This window comes from Paenibacillus sp. P4_A9, from assembly GCF_056402415.1.
This window is the reverse complement of sequence record NZ_JBFUHL010000006.1, coordinates 143,304-160,093: the sequence shown is the minus strand read 5'-3', so window position 1 is coordinate 160,093 and position 16,790 is coordinate 143,304. Positions and strand designations below refer to the sequence as shown.

Sequence of the window (16,790 nt, the reverse complement as noted above, 5' to 3'; positions counted from 1 at the left end):
GAGGCACCCTTTGGCCATCGCTAACTTAGGTTCCTCTTCGGTCTTCGGGTTACGTCCATTATTCCACATACTTCACCAACTCTAATGGCAACCCATCAGGATCGGCGAAAAAGGTGTAGAGATTGCCCGTGATTGGATCAATCCTCACCGGCTCAACTGCAATTCCCTTACTTTCAAGTTCTTGTACACTTTGCTCCATGTTTGCAACTACAAAGGCCAAATGGCGTAAGCCCCGCGCTTCAGGCTGATTGACTCGTAAAGGGGGATTCGGAAATGAGAACAATTCGATTTCTTGCTCCGTTTGCCCAATGCGCAAATCCAATTTATACGAGTCTCTTTCGGTGCGATAGGTTTCCTGAATGACCGTGAGTCCAAGTAAATCAACATAAAAATGCTTAGAGCGCTCATAATTAGAACAAATAATCGCAACGTGATGAATCTGCTTTAGCTCCATTTATACTACCTCCCTACAAAGAAAAACCGCAATGCTGGGCTGTTCCCATCCTGCGGCTTGTTCTCTTATTTTATCACATGTGAAAGAAAATCCCGAACAACAAAAAAAGAGCGATTCACCTAGATAGGCTGAACCGCTCTTAATTTGGATGATAAACATTGAAAAAGTCTTGTTAAAAAGCCTTCGATCTGAGCCATCGGTGGCATTTTCACGGAAAGCTTTACTTCACCCTTCCAGTAAAAAATGAGAATACTATTGTTTCTTCCGTGAAACAATTCGACATCCCAACAGGCTTCGTTTAATGCATATTCTTCTCGGTTTATCATGAGCTTCGGTCCATCCGTGGATGGTACCAAACGTGCAACATGGTTACCGCATAACGATGTTGCTTTCTGTTCCTCTTGCAATTTCTCTTCCGATTTCATGCCGCTTGGGCCTCCTTTGTTCAATTTGTTGAATTCGTTTCATTTGTTTCGCTATGACAGAGAAAAACCCCCACTGTATTGAACCGACTAGAGGGGTTCTGAAGTGAATTCCCAATCGTTTGGCGGCTGGCTGGCTGCTTATCCTTCGCAGGAGAAGTAAGGCCCCTGTAGCTTTGCGTCACTGGCTTTCGCCAGTTTTGCCTTTATCGAGATGACTTGCAGAATTTTTTAGATGAAGCTGAAAATAAAAACGATACATCCTATACTCTCAAGGATAAGGGATGGCGATTTGAATTCGAATAGTTCATAGGAACTATTTTTACGAAATTCATCAAAATGTTTGCATTTTCGACGATATTTTTACCGTTTTTTGACGTTTTGTGCCTTTCCAATAGAAAATCGATCCCACCAAGGATAAAATAGCAATCACGAGAAAAAGCGTACTACCACCATAAGATACCAATAAAAAGCCGCCAATCCATGGACCCATAAAATGTCCGATGTTCGTTAGTGTTTGAGCACCGTAGTAGGTTCCACGCATCTGTTCCGGGGCAAGCTTATCAATCAACATGTTCGCGGCAGGATAATTCAGAATTTCACCAAAAGTGAAAATTCCCATCGAAATGATGAGCCATGTGAGCGAGTGCGAGAAGGCAAATCCGATATCGCCTAGTGCGAACATCAAGTTTCCAACAACGATGGCCGTTAAAGGTGAATACTTTTCAGCCCATTTCCCCAGCGGAATCTGCATGGCAATGACGACAATCGCATTTGCGCTCATGAGGATCGCAAACATTTTGACCCCATTAGCAAAATCCCTTTGAAGGTACTGTGATAATGTGACCATAACCTGCGAATATCCGATTGCTCCGATAATACCCCCAATAATGTACAACCGGAAGGTCATATCCTTACGAATGACACCTAATGCCGAACGGAAAGTTACGAGAGATTTCTTCTCACCCTCGATTTTCTTAATACCGAACTTAATGAGAAGTGCGTAAAGCGTCACGCCATAGATTAAATAGATGATACCCGTAAGTAGAAATGGCAAGGCTCCGTTCAATGTCGCAAAGAATGCACCTAACAAAGGGCCTACAGCCACACCGACGTTAATCGCCATGTACCGGAGCGAGAATACCTGTAACCGTTTGGACGGTTCTGTTAAATCCGCCATTAAGGCTTGCGACACAGGCTCATAGAAAGAGCGGCAAAGTCCATTCAGCATATTGAGCAGCATAAATAAGACCGGCAATTTGACAACCCCGAAGCCAAGGAATACGAATCCCCACCCGAATAGAGCCGCTAGCATGATCACGCGTCGTCCAAATCGGTCTGATAACGTGCCGCCAACAAACCCGCCGAATGTGCCAGCTAAAGCACCCATGCCAATTACGATACCAATGAGTCCAGGACTCATATTGGAGTGCTTAGCCAAATAGATAGCGAGGAACGGTAAACTCATGGAAGACGCAGCACGAGCCATGACTGTACCTAAGATAAGCGTATGTACGATAGGATGATAGGATTGAAAAAAATGACGGATACGATTCATATACGATGACTCCTCTCACAGACCAACGAATTACCCTATGGTTAATTAATAGACTCCGAATTCATATTATACATGAAATTGGCGGATTGTGTCGTAATTTCGAACTGGGAACTTTACCTTTTCATATGTGCCTTTCCTCAGATGGTATTTATTGGGTGAAGGTTTTATAATGGCGATATGGAGGTGCTTGAGATGAAAATAGCAATCACAGGCGGCAGCGGGTTTATCGGAAAACGATTAATCTCTTTCTGGTTGGAACAAGGTCATGAACTTATTAATATATCTCGCTCCTCTTCGAAGCAGCTACCAGGGGTCAGAACATTAACATGGGACGAGTTGGAGAGAAATGCTGATCTCCTTGAAGGACTTGATGCCATTGTGAATTTGGCTGGTGAATCCATAAGTCAACGTTGGACTGCCGCGGCTAAGACGCGAATTGTTCAATCCCGCTTGCAGGCAGCGGAGCGTATAGCCAAGCTTGTCGCGACAATGGATCCAAAGCCAAAGGTTGTTGTGAATGCTTCGGGCATGTCGTATTACGGTATCTCCGAGACGGACACCTTTGACGAGAACAGTCCTTTTCGAAATACGGACTTTCTAGCTGATGTCGTCAAGCAATGGGAGGCAGCTGCAGATCTTATCCAAGGTACACGGATCGTGAAGGTTCGAGTTGGACTTGTGTTGGATAATAAAGAAGGTGCATTCCCCAAGATGGCACTCCCGTATAAGCTTGGCGTAGGCGGCACCGTTGGCAGCGGCAGGCAATGGCATTCGTGGATACATATTGATGACATGGTGAGATTGATTGATTTCTGTGTACAAAATGACGCGATAATCGGTCCAGTGAATGCCACGGCTCCAAATCCCGTTACTAATAAAGATTTGGGACGTGCGATTGCGACTGCTATGCGAAGACCGAACCTGTTTCCAGTTCCTGCATTCATGATGAAGCTGATTTTTGGCGAGCTTTCTGTACTGCTTCTGAAAGGTCAAAAGGTGATACCTCGTGTCCTGCAGCAGCATGGATTTGTATGGCGTTTTCCATTACTAGCAGGCGCGCTTAAAGATTTAATTAAAAAATAGCTTTTCATCCTTATTAAAATTGTGTACAATTAAATTGTGCGAAATAATAGTAGCGGAAGGTTGTGCCCCTATGAGCGTTCATCAATTTCAAGTAAAGAACATTCGCGGTGAAGAGAAATCACTTAGCGAATACAAAAATCAGGTCCTGCTCATTGTAAATACCGCGACACAATGCGGATTAGCTCCACAGTTCAAAGGGCTTCAAGAGTTACACGACACCTACAAGGATCAAGGATTTAGTGTCCTAGGCTTCCCCTGCAATCAATTCAGAGATCAGGAGCCTGGCGATAATAAACAGGTTGAACAAGCGTGCCAACTTAATTTCGGCGTTAATTTCCCGTTATTCGCCAAGGTCGATGTGAATGGCGCGGATGCCCATCCGTTGTATCGTTATTTGAAGAGTAAGGCCTCTGGCCTATTCGGTTCAGGCATCAAGTGGAATTTCACCAAATTTCTAGTAGATGGCAATGGGAATGTAATCAAACGTTTCTCCCCAACAACGACGCCGCGCAAAATCGAACGGCAGATTCAGAAACTGTTGGAAAAATCACCCGTTCATTCTTAAGTTCAGCGTAAATGAAAAAGCATCCTGTCCTATTCGGACGGATGCTTTTTATTCATTTCACATATTTCTTCGCTTTTTCAATCGCTTCGTCTTCCGTTGCGCCCGTAATGTATCGGCCATTAATAAAGATAAATGCGAACCGCGAACATGGACCGCAATACGACTTGCACGCAACTTTGACTTCCGTGTCCGGTGCAATGGCACTTATTTTGGCAAGTGCCGATTTCACCTTCATGTGTTTGCATTTATCACAAATGCGTATATCATTCCGCATTAGTGGTCTCCGTGGTTCCCCTTGCTTGGGTTAGTAATCATGAAGCCTTCTTCTGGTGTGTAGAAGTAGTCAATACGAATACCGTCTAGAAGCGGCTCCGTTTGATCTAACAAAACATCAATTCCTTTATCCGTGTTTACCACGACATCATTTGCTGTTTTATCATCAAGACCCAAACCATAGTGAGCATGATCACCATGCTTATGCGTCACTTGTACACGAACCAACAAATTTTTGTTTTCTTCTTTATTAAGCTCCAATTGAAGTACCTTTGCTGCATTACGAGAAATTTTGACTTTCATATGTACACATCTCCTGAAACAATAAATTTTAATTCTATTGTAAAGAATCTACGGCACGAAATCAACCTTGTCCTATTCTGCCCTTCTATTGCCAAATTCCATAAGGAACTTTAAAATACATAGTAGTATGACTAATCATCCCTAATTACATAATGTTAACTTACTAACCTATAAGTAAGTAACCTACCCGACTTTGATGAAAGGAAGCGATCTCATGTCAACGCTTGAAAATGAAAAAGTCGCTCCACTCAGCAACTATGTTCCCAAAACACCCAAAGAAATCGAATGTTCAGTCGAACGAACACTGGAAGTCATTGGCGGTAAATGGGCATTTCTTGTACTTCGTGAATTGTTCTGTGGAACGAAGCGATTCGGAGAGCTGCAGCGTCAAATTACAGGCATTAGTCCGAAATCCCTCACGGATATTTTACGCCATCTCGAAGAACATGGGGTTTTGGAGCGCATGGCGTTCCCTACAGTTCCTGTGACGGTCGAGTATACGTTGACACCAAAAGGGCAGGATCTGCATCAAATTATTAAAGAGATGAAGCTTTGGTCAGCAAAATGGACATAATGACTATTTAGGGATACTTGCAGAGGAGAGGATCTTGATGATTACAATCAAAACAAAAGAACAAATTGAAGCGATGGGGAAAGCAGGCCGAATCCTTGCCGATTGCCATAAAGAAATTGCGAAGCTGATTCGCCCAGGTATTACTTCGTGGGAAATCGATCAATTCGTAGAAGGCTTTCTTGCTAAACATGGTGCAACCCCTGAGCAAAAAGGCTATCATGGCTATCCCTATGCAACCTGTGCATCGGTGAATGACGTCATTTGTCACGGCTTCCCGAAAAAAGAGCCTTTAAATGATGGTGACATTGTGACCATTGACATGGTCGTACGCATCGATGGCTGGTTAGCAGACTCCGCTTGGTCTTACGCGGTTGGCAACATTTCTCCTGTCGCTGAAAAGCTGCTCCAAGTTACGAAGGAATCCTTGTATAAGGGTATTGAAAAGGCTGTTGTCGGCAACCGAATCGGAGATGTCTCTCATGCCATTCAAGTGTATGCCGAGTCGCAAGGCTTCTCCGTAGTGAGAGATTTCATCGGGCATGGGATTGGCTCCGAAATGCACGAAGAGCCGCAAGTGCCTCATTATGGACCTGCTGGCAAAGGACCGCGGATTAAGGAAGGCATGGTCTTCACGATTGAACCGATGCTTAATGTCGGTAAATATCATTCCAAGGTTGACCAAGATGGATGGACAGCTAGAACGTACGACGGCAGCTTATCTGCACAGTATGAGCATACGATTGCGATTACAAGCAATGGACCGATTATTCTAACTGAACAATAACCAATCTGGAGGAACAGGGATGCTTTCTTTTTACAAGAAATATTGGCGAACGGTATTTGACATTGGGCTCATCGCACTAACCGTCTATTTATTCATGCTGTTATTCAGTTATTTGTACGCTATCGCCACGCCAATCTTTCTGGCTTTGATCATTTTCATGATAATTGAGCCTCTAGCTCGCTTCTTGAATCGCAAAGGCATGAGCAAATCGTTGGCTTCCGCCATTTCCACCTTGGTTTTCGTCTTGATCATCCTAGGCGCATTGGCCGGTGCAGTCGTTATTTTTACCAGCCAGATCATGAGTCTTATCGATAAAATCGATGACTATGCCGCGATTTTCAATGACCAGATCATTCATAGGATTGCTGAATTAAATGATCGCTTCCAAGCAATGCCTGACGATGTGACTGGCAAGGCCAAAGATTATGCTGGTCAATTTGCTGGAAAAGCTTCTACCTTGCTTGTTGCCTTTTTATCCGGTTTGGTCGCTTCCCTGACCTCCTTCTCCACGTTCATGTTCAATTTCATCGTCGGCATCATTCTCGCATACTTCTTAAGCATCGAAATTGAATCTTGGAAGCGTATAGCAAGTGAGCAAACACCAAACACCTTCAAATCTGCTTTCTTTTTCCTAAAAGAGAATGTCGTGAAGGGGATTGTGTCTTATGTAAAAGCACAAGCCAAGCTCATCACATTGACCTTCATCGTTGTTTTTATTGCGTTGCTCGTTCTTAATGTGAATAACGCTTTCTCTATCGCACTTTTGTCTGCTGTCTTCGATGTCCTTCCATTGCTAGGTGTTTCCACCTTATTCATCCCGTGGATTATCTACCTTTTTATCGTCGGAAATACAACATTAGCGATTTGGCTTAGCGCATTGCTCCTTGTTGTTATTCTCGTTAGACAAATTATGGAGCCCAAAATCACGGGTGAATCCTTGGGTGTTTCGGCGTTCACTACCTTAGCATTCATGATTGTATCGCTATCTCTCTTTGGTGTGGCAGGGGTCATCCTCTCTCCAGTTCTGATCATTTTGATCAAAGCCTTACATACTCAAGGATATTTGCAGCGTTGGATCCGAAAGCCTGAGAACGAATATACCGAAGGTAAGCTGCCGTATAGCGGAAATTAGACGGGTACATGGTAAGCCCCCATTCTTCAAGTTGAAGAACTGGGGGCTTTTCAATGTACATGCAGGACTATACGCGGTGCATATTCCGATATATGGAGGGTGCCATGCCGATTTTTTGCGTGAACACACGTCTCAAATAAAAGCCATTTTCGTATCCACATTGCGTTGCTATCGCGTCCAAGGTACACGTTGTATTTTCTAATAGGTGCCTCGCTCGCATTAGTCGCAAATCGTTAATAAACGCCGATGGTGTTTGGGCAAAGGCTCTCCGAAATCTGCGGGTTAACTGAACAGGCGTAAGTCTTAGTGAAATGGCCAACTCCAACATCGAAAGATGAGTCTCAAAAGCATGCTCGGTGAGGAAGCTCCGCGCTTGGTCCATTTGCTCATCTATGACGGTAGGCGAGTGATCGTCTCGGATTTGTTGGTCCATATAAGCCATACGTAATAGATCATTCACAAGGTGCAGCTTATGTTGCGTACTTTCCTCATCCCACCCTTGCCATGTTCGCAAATAACGATACGTAGATGAAAGACGCGGCATATCTGTTAACGACAACTTCCCCTGCCAATCAGAATCGTTCTCGAAATGGGTTTCCCCAATAAACTGAATGAAGTGAAAAGTAAGCGGTTCAATCGTTTTTCTTCGAAACACGGAGCGCGGCGGGCACAGGACAAGATCCCCGAATCTCGCCTCTCCTTTTTCCACTCCGATTTCATAGAAGAAACTGCCCTCCTCCACTGCAAATAATGTCCAGCAAGCATAGTCATCTCGCTCAAGCATAAACTCTTCCTTCTGATGCCAGTACACATGGGATAAAAGCTTTAAGGCGGGATCGCGATAGGTCATTCTTCCACGCTCCAGGCAATGAAATAAAGTATATGCTCATTGTAACTCACTGCATGTTAAATGGATATGATCTCATTTAAAATGCATGGTAGAGATATTATTACTAGTGAGGTGCTCATAAATGAGGCATGAAATCGTTACATCCGATATCACCGTCGTTGGTGGAGGATTGGCAGGCATTTGTGCAGCTGTTGCTGCAGCACGATTAGGTCAAACGGTCTCTCTGGTCCAAAACCGCCCTGTTCTTGGCGGAAATGCAAGCAGTGAAATACGCGTATGGGTGTGCGGTGCCACCTCGCATGGTGTCCATCGCAATGCGCGAGAAACCGGCATCATGGGTGAACTTTTCGTAGAGAATCAATATCGAAATATCGATGGCAACCCCTATATCTGGGATTTGGTTGTACTTGAGAAGGTGAAAGCCGAGCCGAATATTACGTTGTTCCTGAATACAGATGTACATGAGGTTGATGCTTCAGGTGATGAAAATAACCGGGTTATTCGCTCAGTAACTGGCTGGATGATGGGATCGGAGCGACGTATTCGTTTTGAGAGTCGTGTATTCCTCGATTGTACGGGGGATGGTCTAGTAGGCTTCCTCGCAGGTGCTAAGTTCCGGATTGGTCGCGAAGCACAGGACGAATTTAACGAAGAATGGGCACCACTTGTACCGGATGATATTACATTAGGAAGCACGCTGCTATTCTATACCAAGGATGCTGGCCGACCTGTCAAATATATAGCGCCAAGCTTTGCTAAAGATATTACGCAAACAACCATTCCTTTGAAGCGAGTCATTCGCAGCGGCGATAATGGGTGCGCTTACTGGTGGATTGAATGGGGCGGTGAGCACGACACGGTTCATGATAATGAGCGAATTCGGGATGAGCTCTCCTCGGTTATCTATGGCATTTGGGATTATATCAAAAACTCAGGGAAATTTGACAGCGCCAATTTAACACTGGAATGGATTGGATCGATACCAGGGAAAAGGGAATATCGCCGTTTCGTTGGGGATTACGTGCTGAATCAAAATGATGTGATTGCGCAGGAGCAGTTCGAGGACCGCGTCGCCTTCGGCGGCTGGTCGATTGACTTGCATCCGCCACAAGGCATGTATTCGACTGCCAGTGGCTCCAAGCATATGCATATGGATGGTTCCTACCATATTCCGTTCCGTTCCCTCTATTCGACCAACGTGTCGAATATGCTCATGGGTGGGCGCAATATCAGCGCGTCCCACGTCGCTTTCGGAACAACACGTGTCATGGCGACATGTGCTGTCATTGGCGAAGCCGCGGGTACTGGCGCAGCGCTTTGCGCAGCGAAAGGGATTTCGCCGCGTGAGTTGCACAGCCAGCACTTACGCGAGCTGCAGCAGACGCTGCTGCGGCAGGATGCGTCGATTCTCGGCGTGGCGAATGCCGACGAGGCCGACCTCGTGCGCAGCGCGACGCTGACAGCCTCCAGCACGCTGACAGAGCTCGCGTTGGTGCAGTCAGCGGGAGTTTATCCGTTGGAGACGCATGTAGCGCTTCTAGTGCCTGTAGATCCGTTTATTGACGGCGTAGAGCTGTTATTGGATGCCAGCGCTGCGACAGAGCTTACTGTCGAGCTATGGCACACAGGTAAGCCTCAGAATTACGTCCCTCATTCGCTCGTAACATCGGTCGTGGTACCTATAGGTGCCGGAGCTGAGCAATGGGTTACGGCTGCGCTGAAATGGGAGCCCGCGTATGCACAGAACGCGTTCATCATTCTTAGAAGCAACCCTTCTGTGTCCGTTCATCTATCAGATCGTCCGCAATCCGGCGTGCTATTCTTCAAGCATATTGCCGCTGCAGAGGCTACTGCAGACTTCGGAGATATGCATCATCATCAGCCGGTGATTGATTGGAGTCAGAGGGGCTTAGTTCGGAAGCCAATCTGCTTCAGACTCCTCTCGCCTACTTCCGCCTATGCGGCTGAGAAAGCAGCGGACGGATATAAGCGGCCTTACGGCAGTCCGCATCTATGGTCATCCGCCGGAATCAGTACGGATGAATGGCTAGAGGCTAGCTGGTCTGAGCCTCAAAGCATAGGGCAAGTGCATGTGACGTTCAATGATGACGTCAATGAGGATTTAATTAACTTGCATCACCATCGCACCGAATTCGAAATCATTCCTGAATTAGTTAGAGATTACAAGCTGCAAGTGTGGGTTGGAGAAGCATGGTCAACGGTTGTTGAGGGGCTGGGCAATCATATACGGCATCATGTTCATGTGTTAGACAGCGCCGTATCAACCACCCGTCTGCGTGTCGTTGTTGCGTCTACGAACGGCTCTCCGCATGCCGAAATCGTGGAATTGCGTTGTTATCAATAGTGCGGAGTAGAGAAGAACCGATATGGCCACGTGAATCGTGGTTGCTATCGGTTCTTTTTTGCGCATGAACGTAGGGAAAGTACAATGGTGGGATTTCGGCTTTAGTCGATGATGGAGTTGCAATTAGCATGGACAAGCATTCCTAATTATTTGGAAAATAGGCACCAATTGCCCTTGCTTAACCTTACATGGTGTGTTATATTAAAAGTGCGTAGAATCAATGTTTTCGCTTTTAAAAGCTGACATAGGAGTGATGAAAATGTTACAAATTCCGCATGGCGAAGAAATTATTCGTGTTGAAATGACGGTCAAGGAAGCGCTTGCACTAACTGGCGCAAAATTCCCTCAAAATCAAAAATTGGAAACCGATGCAATCAAGAAGCTTAAACAATCCTTAGCAGATAAAATGTTCACACCCAACCATTAATTCATACAGATATTGGCCCCGCGAGGCAGATCGCGGGGCTTTTTATTTATTGTGGCCGCGGTTAGGCTCCGGTTTCCGAGCCTATCTCTCACGCCCTGACACTGGATATTCCAGCTTCAGGATGACTGTTGGAGTAGCTAAGCCTCGCTGTCGCTGGATATTCCAGATTCAGGATGACTGTTAGAGTAGCTGAGCCTCGCTAACGCTGGATATTCCAGCTTCAGGATGACTGTTGGGATAGCTGAGCCTCGCTGACGCTGGATATTCCAGCTTCAGGATGACTGTTAGAGTAGCTAAGCCACTCTGACGCTGGATATTCCAGCTTCAGGATGACTGTTGGAGTAGCTAAGCCACTCTGACGCTGGATATTCCAGCTTCAGGATGACTGTTGGAGTAGCTGAGCCACTCTAAAGCTGGATATTCCAGCTTCAGGATGACTGTTGGAGTAGCTAAGCCTCTCAGACACTGGATATTCCAGCTTCAGGATGACTGTTGGAGTAGCTGAGCCTCGCTGTCGCTGGATATTCCAGCTTCAGGATGACTGTTAGAGTAGCTGAGCCTCGCTGTCGCTGGATATTCCAGCTTCAGGATGACTGTTAGAGTAGCTGAGCCTCGCTGACGCTGGATATTCCAGCTTCAGGATGACTGTTGGAGTAGCTAAGCCTCGCTGTCGCTGGATATTCCAGCTTCAGGATGACTGTTGGAGTAGCTAAGCCTCGCTGTCGCTGGATATTCCAGCTTCAGGATGACTGTTGGAGTAGCTAATCCTCGCTGACGCTGGATATTACAGCTTCAGGATGACTGTTGGAGTAGCTGAGCCTCGCTGTCGCTGGATATTCCAGCTTCAGGATGACTGTTGGAGTAGCTGAGCCACTCTAAAGCTGGATATTCCAGCTTCAGGATGACTGTTGGAGTAGCTGAGCCTCGCTGTCGCTGGATATTCCAGCTTCAGGATGACTGTTGGAGTAGCTAAGCCTCGCTGTCGCTGGATATTCCAGCTTCAGGATGACTGTTGGAGAAGCTGAGCCTCGCTGTCGCTGGATATTCCAGCTTCAGGATGACTGTTGGAGTAGCTGAGCCTCGCTGTCGCTGGATATTCCAGCTTCAGGATGACTGTTGGAGTAGCTGAGCCTCGCTGTCGCTGGATATTCCAGCTTCAGGATGACTGTTAGAGTAGCTGAGCCTCGCTAACGCTGGATATTCCAGCTGGCGCAAATAAAAATCCGCCCCACAACAAGGGGCGGACCATCTTTAGTTGATTTTCCTACGTGTCAATATACACGGAACACCTCTGCCGACAGCCCCAGGCTGCGACATCATTTCCAAATAGCGCATTCCCCTTGAGCAGGGCGTTTTGCACACCTTGCACGTGGCTGATTCAACCATTCTCATCGTGTACTGAGCACGGGATGAAAGTTCCTTTTTCTTCTTAACAACCTTGCCTTTACCTTTAGGTGGTGCCATATTCACGCCTCCCCAACAGCTTCCTTACTTCAGTATATGAAGTCTGGGCTAATCGGTTCGTGGCGATCACACGCAAGTTGATGCAACTTGTCTACGGTCCCTACTGTTCTTGTTCTTATGCACTTTTCTTTATGCACCTATGCGCAAAAGGTGTATAGTTCTACTCCTCTCTTACAACTCCAAGGCTGTCAAAAGAATAGGAACGACTTCCTCATAAAGTGAAGCAAATGTTTCTACGGGCAGTGGATTTACACCTAAACCTACCTCTACTGTAAAGCCTGGTCGCCGAAATTGTTGAATGAACCAGTCCTTGTATCCCGCATCACTGCCGGAAAGCTTCACGGCCTCATAATCACTGGCTAAGGCCAACCGCTCCGCAAGTGCTTCGGACTCTGCAGGCTCATAGTCTCGGTAATTCCAATATATTTCTCTTCCCTGTGTATGTAAGGCAACGACGAGCTCGAAGACATGGCTCTCGGTAAATTGAGCTAGCGCCGCAGCTTCCGGTTCAGATAACGGAGCTTCTCCGCCATAATCACGCTCGCAAGGTCCCTCATGCTCCCTTCTCAACTTCTCTTCTTCCCAGTGTGCCGGGAATTGATCATTGAGATCCACGCCTCGGATATTCGCCTTCCAATTCAAAAACGATAAGGAACCACCATTCCATGCCACTAACGCTTCACGATGCGGATGTTCCTCAGGCAGTCCATGTAAGACAAGCTCGACGCCATCTGGATTGACCATGGGTACGACCCATAGCGAGTATTCGGACAAAATACGCCTTACGTTGCGCCCCTGCCAAGCTGTCCCTCTGGCGTAGGAGCATGCTAAATCCTCAACAAACTGCATCAGCAGCGGTGAGGTTATCCATTCATTCGCGTGCATAGCCGCATTGAAATGGATTTCCTTTGAACCATGCCCGATTCGCAGCGCATGTATGTCCCTTCCCATCACACTTTCGCCGATACACGCGATTTGCAAAAAGGGATATATTTTGCCTAGACGATTCAACTCATTACCCAATGTCTCATACCCATAACCTAACACACGACCACCTCACAGCTATTTACTACTTACGTATGGCTATGCTTATGCCTAGGTTGCAGGAATCATGCGGTATCTCAGTTACAGCCCCTTAAATAAAAATAGACCCTTAAGGGTCTATTTGCATCGTTTAAATAATAGTTGGTACCTGCCACACAACAGGCATGAAGCCAATATATTCCTTGAGCCAGTTCTCCGCAATCTCGCGGAAAACATTCGGCGCGCCACTGCAGAAAAACTGATGAATCGGCATTTCTTGGGAATTCTTTTGCATGCCCCTCTGATACAGGATCGTGCTTATATCTCTAGCTGTCTCTTCAGCCGAAGAGATCAAAGCTACTTCCGGACCCATAACCTGAGAAATGGATTCCATAAGAAAGGGATAATGGGTGCAGCCCAAGATTAAGCAATCGATTGGCTTCCCTTTCAAAGGTCTCAATGATTCTTCCACGACAGAATGCGCACGATCGCTGCTAAAAAGCCCTCTTTCAACAAATGGAGCTAGTAATGGACAAGCCTCACTATAGACACGGATATCCGGCGTAATCTGCTTTAATGCCGTTTCATAAGCTTGACTGCGTATCGTTCCATCCGTGCCAATGACACCGACTACACCGCTTCGTGTCATTTTGATTGCTGCTCTAGCCCCCGGTGAAATCACACCTATTACAGGAATCGAGACACGCGCACGAATGTCTTCAATCGCGACAGCAGTCGCCGTATTACAAGCAATCACAATCATTTTGGGATTAAACTGAAGTAAGTAATCAACGATTTGACGAGTAAAATAACGAACTTCATTCGCAGGTCGGGGTCCATATGGACTCCTGGCCGTATCTCCAAAATAGATGACTTTTTCATGCGGCAGCTGTCTCATCACTTCTTTTACAACAGTTAATCCTCCGACTCCGGAGTCCAGTACGGCTATCGCTTGCTGCACACATATCCGCTTCCTTTGCCGGTTGATGAATTCATAAACCACATGGTTAGGATATGTGAGGACAAGCTTAAAGGTACCAAGAGTAGTACACAGATTTAGAGCAAATCTTCTTTATTTTGTAGGCTGAAGCTCCGTCATAACTCCGAATTCATAGCCTCTCTTTTTGATTTCTTTACAAATCCGATCAAGCGCCTGCATGTTTTCAATAGACCCCTGATGCATCAAAATCACATTACCCTCATGTAGATTATTCATAATATCGTTATAAGGATCCTCAGCGCCATTCGCTCGGGGCTCCCAGTCACGCATGGCCGTTGACCAGAATACAGAGGTATAACCCATACTGGATACCAAGCTTAAATTATGAGGATTATAGTGACCGTAAGGAAAACGGAAATAGTTCCCAACCTCTTTCCCGGTTATTTGCTTATATACAACTTCAAAATCCGTAATTTCCTTACGAATCTGATCGTCGGACAAGTCATTAAAATCCGTATGTGTCATCGTATGGTTAGCAACAAAATGACCGTCTGCCACAATTCTTTTCAAATAGTCCGGGTTCTTCTTGATGTTGTTTCCTGTAATAAAGAAATTAGCTTTGACATTATTTTCTTTGAGTGATTTGAGCATGAGATCAACCTCGATTAAAGGTCCTCCTGCATCAATTGTTAAATAAACCTTTTTCCCTGTCCCAACCCAGACCGCTTTCTGATCATTGGTAAAGGATTTGGTTTCTTTCGGGAAATCAGGAACCTGACCTGGTTTTTTCTTCATATAGTACCAAGAATACGGAGTCCGATCCGCTGGCAATGTTTTGGATTTGGAAGCGTCCGCTGTGGCAACAGCTTTGGGTGTAACGCTAGGTGTCGGCGTAGCTGGTGATGCACTTGGAGATGGCGTTGCGTTCGGTGTTATCGTTGGTTTGGGAGTCGCCGTTGGCGTTGGCGTAGATGCTTGGTTAGGAGAAGGTTGAGCTAATTTAGGAGAAGATAAAGGCACTCCATTGGGAGCTGCTTCATTATTGGCAGGACCTGTCAGGCTTATGTCTGCACAACCGACCAATGTGATGCTCAGTAAGATCAGCAGTGCAGCTTTATGGGTACGTTTTGTCATGAGTTACACCTCGGGTAAGGATTGGATTCTTCTTCCATCCTATTCGACAGTGATTGACAAATTACCTGCCTAACCATAGAATCACGGGGGTTATTTTGTAGCGCGATAGGTTAAGAATTGTAAAATAGTAATGAGTATGAACGCTGTACCAGCTAGCATGGGAATGGTAATAAAACCGAGCCAATTTAAGTAATCGGTATCACATGCAATCGGACCACAGCCTGTACCTGTTTCTTTGAATACACCTTGTTGTAATAAAACGTGATAGATCGAAATGCATGCGCCCCAAATCGTTAACGGCAGCACATAAATCGTTATTTTGTAATCTCTACGAACAGCGGCAATACCAAGAATAACGACCAATGGGTACATAAGAATGCGCTGATACCAGCATAATTTACAAGGAGCCAGATGCATAATTTCAGAAAAGTACAAGCTTCCTAGCGTGGCAACTAAAGCAACTAACCAAGATAGATGCATGCCGTTGTCTCTCAGCCATTTTTTTGACATGTTGATATTATCCCCCTTCTATTTCCCTATTATAAAAAAATAGTAGTAAGAAGTCACGGGATTGATTCTCTCGACCTACTAAAATCGTATATGGCTTACGAATCATATAAAAAGTCCGCTCACCATCAGGTATTTAGTACCATTAAGTGCTACAATGTTTCTATTTTGAGCTAATTCAATTACAATTAACATATGGAGGGATTCCTATGATGAAGCAATTTGAAGGATTCGGTAAATTTTTGGAGAGCTTGCGAGGGAAAATGTCCTTGCGTGAAGCAGCAAACAAGAGTGGACTTTCCCATGCCTATATTCGAGATCTGGAATTAGAGCGCAATCGTTCAACGAATGAAAAGATCAAACCATCCCCTGTCACCTTAAAGAAACTGTCAGATGCCTATAAGTTTTCATATACAGATCTCATGGAGAAAGCTGGCTATCTTGAAAAAGAAAACCAGGATAGTCAGGCTACACCCTTGGCTCTTCCTCTGGAAGACATTCTTTTAATAGAAGTTGGTTCCACCGAAATGACCTATCATACGCGGATCGGTAAGCGCAAGTTCCCTATGCAGTCACTATTGGATTTCAGTCATTTCCTAGATCAGTTAGAAGAACAAGGCTTTAAGAAAATGGATACAGATCTATTTGTCAATTTGTCTCATGTGAAGAAGTATGATGCCAAAGAAGGTAAGCTTTATTTTGACCCACTTGGTGTAAGTCTATGTGTGACCATTGCGGCTGTTCGACAAAAGAAATATCATGATCTCATCGTTCGCAGTGTGGCCAAACATTCAGGTAACGACCTCGAATTTCACTATGATACAAACCGGATGACGGACGCTAGGCTTTCATCAATCCAACGACAAAACTAAACATTTTACAAAAAGAAGGAGAAAAATTCAGGAAATTCTGAAACTTATCTCCTTTCTTTT

The 16,790-nt window shown here is 45.5% G+C and carries 21 protein-coding genes and 1 riboswitch; of the genes, 10 read left to right on the top strand and 11 right to left on the bottom strand.

Annotation, left to right across the window (positions count from 1 at the left end; translation table 11 throughout):
* Positions 1 to 58: 58 nt before the first annotated feature.
* From gloA2 to AC1DVJ_RS07940, 3 genes are all read right to left on the bottom strand, one after another.
* On the bottom strand, positions 59 to 454 hold the full coding sequence (gene gloA2, locus AC1DVJ_RS07950) for an SMU1112c/YaeR family gloxylase I-like metalloprotein (protein WP_477589702.1): 396 nt from the start codon (positions 452 to 454) through the stop codon (positions 59 to 61).
* Between the two features lie 119 nt (positions 455 to 573).
* Positions 574 to 879, bottom strand: a complete 306-nt coding sequence (locus AC1DVJ_RS07945; RefSeq protein ID WP_477589700.1) for a hypothetical protein — start codon at positions 877 to 879, stop codon at positions 574 to 576.
* Positions 880 to 997: 118 nt separating this feature from the next.
* A riboswitch (cyclic di-GMP riboswitch) is annotated at positions 998 to 1,091 on the bottom strand.
* 119 nt (positions 1,092 to 1,210) lie between these two features.
* Positions 1,211 to 2,434 (bottom strand): MDR family MFS transporter, encoded by a 1,224-nt coding sequence (locus tag AC1DVJ_RS07940; RefSeq protein WP_477589698.1) that lies wholly within the window; start codon positions 2,432 to 2,434, stop codon positions 1,211 to 1,213.
* Positions 2,435 to 2,626: 192 nt separating this feature from the next.
* On the opposite strand from AC1DVJ_RS07940, the gene AC1DVJ_RS07935 reads away from it, so the two are divergent.
* On the top strand, positions 2,627 to 3,517 hold the full coding sequence (locus AC1DVJ_RS07935) for a TIGR01777 family oxidoreductase (protein ID WP_477589697.1): 891 nt from the start codon (positions 2,627 to 2,629) through the stop codon (positions 3,515 to 3,517).
* Positions 3,518 to 3,587: 70 nt separating this feature from the next.
* Positions 3,588 to 4,082, top strand: a complete 495-nt coding sequence (locus tag AC1DVJ_RS07930; RefSeq protein WP_477589696.1) for a glutathione peroxidase — start codon at positions 3,588 to 3,590, stop codon at positions 4,080 to 4,082.
* Between the two features lie 52 nt (positions 4,083 to 4,134).
* Here the strand turns inward: AC1DVJ_RS07930 and AC1DVJ_RS07925 are convergent, their stop codons facing one another.
* Positions 4,135 to 4,356: a YuzB family protein gene (locus tag AC1DVJ_RS07925; RefSeq protein ID WP_028556521.1), complete on the bottom strand. Its 222-nt coding sequence runs from the start codon at positions 4,354 to 4,356 to the stop codon at positions 4,135 to 4,137.
* Positions 4,356 to 4,658 carry an iron-sulfur cluster assembly accessory protein gene (locus AC1DVJ_RS07920; RefSeq protein ID WP_477589694.1) on the bottom strand — a complete coding sequence of 101 codons (303 nt, stop codon included), beginning with the start codon at positions 4,656 to 4,658 and terminating at the stop codon, positions 4,356 to 4,358. The genes AC1DVJ_RS07925 and AC1DVJ_RS07920 overlap by 1 nt, the downstream gene beginning before the upstream one ends.
* Before the next feature lie 214 nt (positions 4,659 to 4,872).
* On the opposite strand from AC1DVJ_RS07920, the gene AC1DVJ_RS07915 reads away from it, so the two are divergent.
* From AC1DVJ_RS07915 to ytvI, 3 genes are read left to right on the top strand one after another with little or no spacing between them, the layout of a single operon-like run.
* Positions 4,873 to 5,232 carry a winged helix-turn-helix transcriptional regulator gene (locus tag AC1DVJ_RS07915; protein WP_477589693.1) on the top strand — a complete coding sequence of 120 codons (360 nt, stop codon included), beginning with the start codon at positions 4,873 to 4,875 and terminating at the stop codon, positions 5,230 to 5,232.
* 37 nt (positions 5,233 to 5,269) lie between these two features.
* Positions 5,270 to 6,016 (top strand): type I methionyl aminopeptidase, encoded by a 747-nt coding sequence (gene map / locus AC1DVJ_RS07910; RefSeq protein WP_477589691.1) that lies wholly within the window; start codon positions 5,270 to 5,272, stop codon positions 6,014 to 6,016.
* A gap of 19 nt (positions 6,017 to 6,035) precedes the next feature.
* Positions 6,036 to 7,148, top strand: coding sequence for a sporulation integral membrane protein YtvI (gene ytvI / locus AC1DVJ_RS07905; RefSeq protein WP_477589690.1), 1,113 nt, complete (start codon positions 6,036 to 6,038; stop codon positions 7,146 to 7,148).
* A gap of 67 nt (positions 7,149 to 7,215) precedes the next feature.
* On the opposite strand, the gene AC1DVJ_RS07900 is transcribed toward ytvI, so the two are convergent.
* A complete protein-coding gene (locus tag AC1DVJ_RS07900) occupies positions 7,216 to 7,998 on the bottom strand; it encodes a helix-turn-helix domain-containing protein (protein ID WP_477589689.1) in 783 nt (260 codons plus the stop codon).
* 121 nt (positions 7,999 to 8,119) lie between these two features.
* Here AC1DVJ_RS07900 and AC1DVJ_RS07895 point away from each other — a divergent pair, with 121 nt between their 5' ends.
* Positions 8,120 to 10,363, top strand: coding sequence for an FAD-dependent oxidoreductase (locus tag AC1DVJ_RS07895; RefSeq protein WP_477589687.1), 2,244 nt, complete (start codon positions 8,120 to 8,122; stop codon positions 10,361 to 10,363).
* A 259-nt stretch (positions 10,364 to 10,622) separates the two neighbouring features.
* Positions 10,623 to 10,790: a hypothetical protein gene (locus AC1DVJ_RS07890; RefSeq protein WP_477589685.1), complete on the top strand. Its 168-nt coding sequence runs from the start codon at positions 10,623 to 10,625 to the stop codon at positions 10,788 to 10,790.
* Positions 10,791 to 12,041: 1,251 nt separating this feature from the next.
* Here the strand turns inward: AC1DVJ_RS07890 and AC1DVJ_RS07885 are convergent.
* The 4 genes from AC1DVJ_RS07885 to AC1DVJ_RS07870 form a co-directional block, all read right to left on the bottom strand.
* Complete coding sequence (locus AC1DVJ_RS07885) at positions 12,042 to 12,254, bottom strand: hypothetical protein (protein ID WP_477589684.1); 213 nt, start codon at positions 12,252 to 12,254, stop codon at positions 12,042 to 12,044.
* Between the two features lie 171 nt (positions 12,255 to 12,425).
* Entirely contained in the window at positions 12,426 to 13,301 is an 876-nt protein-coding gene (locus AC1DVJ_RS07880) for a M14 family metallopeptidase (RefSeq protein ID WP_477589683.1), read from the bottom strand.
* Between the two features lie 127 nt (positions 13,302 to 13,428).
* Positions 13,429 to 14,238, bottom strand: coding sequence for a glutamate racemase (racE, locus tag AC1DVJ_RS07875; RefSeq protein WP_477589681.1), 810 nt, complete (start codon positions 14,236 to 14,238; stop codon positions 13,429 to 13,431).
* 111 nt (positions 14,239 to 14,349) lie between these two features.
* A complete protein-coding gene (locus AC1DVJ_RS07870) occupies positions 14,350 to 15,012 on the bottom strand; it encodes a polysaccharide deacetylase family protein (protein WP_477589680.1) in 663 nt (220 codons plus the stop codon).
* Positions 15,013 to 15,052: 40 nt separating this feature from the next.
* On the opposite strand from AC1DVJ_RS07870, the gene AC1DVJ_RS07865 reads away from it, so the two are divergent.
* On the top strand, positions 15,053 to 15,211 hold the full coding sequence (locus AC1DVJ_RS07865; protein ID WP_477589679.1) for a hypothetical protein: 159 nt from the start codon (positions 15,053 to 15,055) through the stop codon (positions 15,209 to 15,211).
* A 69-nt stretch (positions 15,212 to 15,280) separates the two neighbouring features.
* Complete coding sequence (locus AC1DVJ_RS07860) at positions 15,281 to 15,424, top strand: hypothetical protein (protein ID WP_477589677.1); 144 nt, start codon at positions 15,281 to 15,283, stop codon at positions 15,422 to 15,424.
* Positions 15,425 to 15,441: 17 nt separating this feature from the next.
* Here the strand turns inward: AC1DVJ_RS07860 and AC1DVJ_RS07855 are convergent, their stop codons facing one another.
* Positions 15,442 to 15,861: a disulfide oxidoreductase gene (locus tag AC1DVJ_RS07855; protein ID WP_477589675.1), complete on the bottom strand. Its 420-nt coding sequence runs from the start codon at positions 15,859 to 15,861 to the stop codon at positions 15,442 to 15,444.
* 206 nt (positions 15,862 to 16,067) lie between these two features.
* Here AC1DVJ_RS07855 and AC1DVJ_RS07850 point away from each other — a divergent pair, with 206 nt between their 5' ends.
* Positions 16,068 to 16,730 carry a helix-turn-helix domain-containing protein gene (locus tag AC1DVJ_RS07850; protein WP_477589674.1) on the top strand — a complete coding sequence of 221 codons (663 nt, stop codon included), beginning with the start codon at positions 16,068 to 16,070 and terminating at the stop codon, positions 16,728 to 16,730.
* The last annotated feature ends 60 nt before the right edge of the window (positions 16,731 to 16,790 follow it).

What these genes read in the sequence shown, in the direction of transcription:
- AC1DVJ_RS07850 (WP_477589674.1), top strand. Translation starts at nt 16,068, where the DNA reads ATGATGAAGCAATTTGAAGGATTCGGTAAATTTTTGGAGAGCTTGCGA.
- AC1DVJ_RS07900 (WP_477589689.1), bottom strand. Translation starts at nt 7,998, where the DNA reads ATGACCTATCGCGATCCCGCCTTAAAGCTTTTATCCCATGTGTACTGG.
- AC1DVJ_RS07870 (WP_477589680.1), bottom strand. Translation starts at nt 15,012, where the DNA reads ATGAAGAAAAAACCAGGTCAGGTTCCTGATTTCCCGAAAGAAACCAAA.
- AC1DVJ_RS07935 (WP_477589697.1), top strand. Translation starts at nt 2,627, where the DNA reads ATGAAAATAGCAATCACAGGCGGCAGCGGGTTTATCGGAAAACGATTA.
- AC1DVJ_RS07930 (WP_477589696.1), top strand. Translation starts at nt 3,588, where the DNA reads ATGAGCGTTCATCAATTTCAAGTAAAGAACATTCGCGGTGAAGAGAAA.
- map (WP_477589691.1), top strand. Translation starts at nt 5,270, where the DNA reads ATGATTACAATCAAAACAAAAGAACAAATTGAAGCGATGGGGAAAGCA.
- AC1DVJ_RS07890 (WP_477589685.1), top strand. Translation starts at nt 10,623, where the DNA reads ATGTTACAAATTCCGCATGGCGAAGAAATTATTCGTGTTGAAATGACG.
- AC1DVJ_RS07860 (WP_477589677.1), top strand. Translation starts at nt 15,281, where the DNA reads ATGTCTGCACAACCGACCAATGTGATGCTCAGTAAGATCAGCAGTGCA.
- AC1DVJ_RS07855 (WP_477589675.1), bottom strand. Translation starts at nt 15,861, where the DNA reads ATGTCAAAAAAATGGCTGAGAGACAACGGCATGCATCTATCTTGGTTA.
- AC1DVJ_RS07885 (WP_477589684.1), bottom strand. Translation starts at nt 12,254, where the DNA reads ATGGCACCACCTAAAGGTAAAGGCAAGGTTGTTAAGAAGAAAAAGGAA.
- AC1DVJ_RS07920 (WP_477589694.1), bottom strand. Translation starts at nt 4,658, where the DNA reads ATGAAAGTCAAAATTTCTCGTAATGCAGCAAAGGTACTTCAATTGGAG.
- AC1DVJ_RS07925 (WP_028556521.1), bottom strand. Translation starts at nt 4,356, where the DNA reads ATGCGGAATGATATACGCATTTGTGATAAATGCAAACACATGAAGGTG.
- AC1DVJ_RS07945 (WP_477589700.1), bottom strand. Translation starts at nt 879, where the DNA reads ATGAAATCGGAAGAGAAATTGCAAGAGGAACAGAAAGCAACATCGTTA.
- AC1DVJ_RS07940 (WP_477589698.1), bottom strand. Translation starts at nt 2,434, where the DNA reads ATGAATCGTATCCGTCATTTTTTTCAATCCTATCATCCTATCGTACAT.
- ytvI (WP_477589690.1), top strand. Translation starts at nt 6,036, where the DNA reads ATGCTTTCTTTTTACAAGAAATATTGGCGAACGGTATTTGACATTGGG.
- gloA2 (WP_477589702.1), bottom strand. Translation starts at nt 454, where the DNA reads ATGGAGCTAAAGCAGATTCATCACGTTGCGATTATTTGTTCTAATTAT.
- AC1DVJ_RS07895 (WP_477589687.1), top strand. Translation starts at nt 8,120, where the DNA reads ATGAGGCATGAAATCGTTACATCCGATATCACCGTCGTTGGTGGAGGA.
- AC1DVJ_RS07915 (WP_477589693.1), top strand. Translation starts at nt 4,873, where the DNA reads ATGTCAACGCTTGAAAATGAAAAAGTCGCTCCACTCAGCAACTATGTT.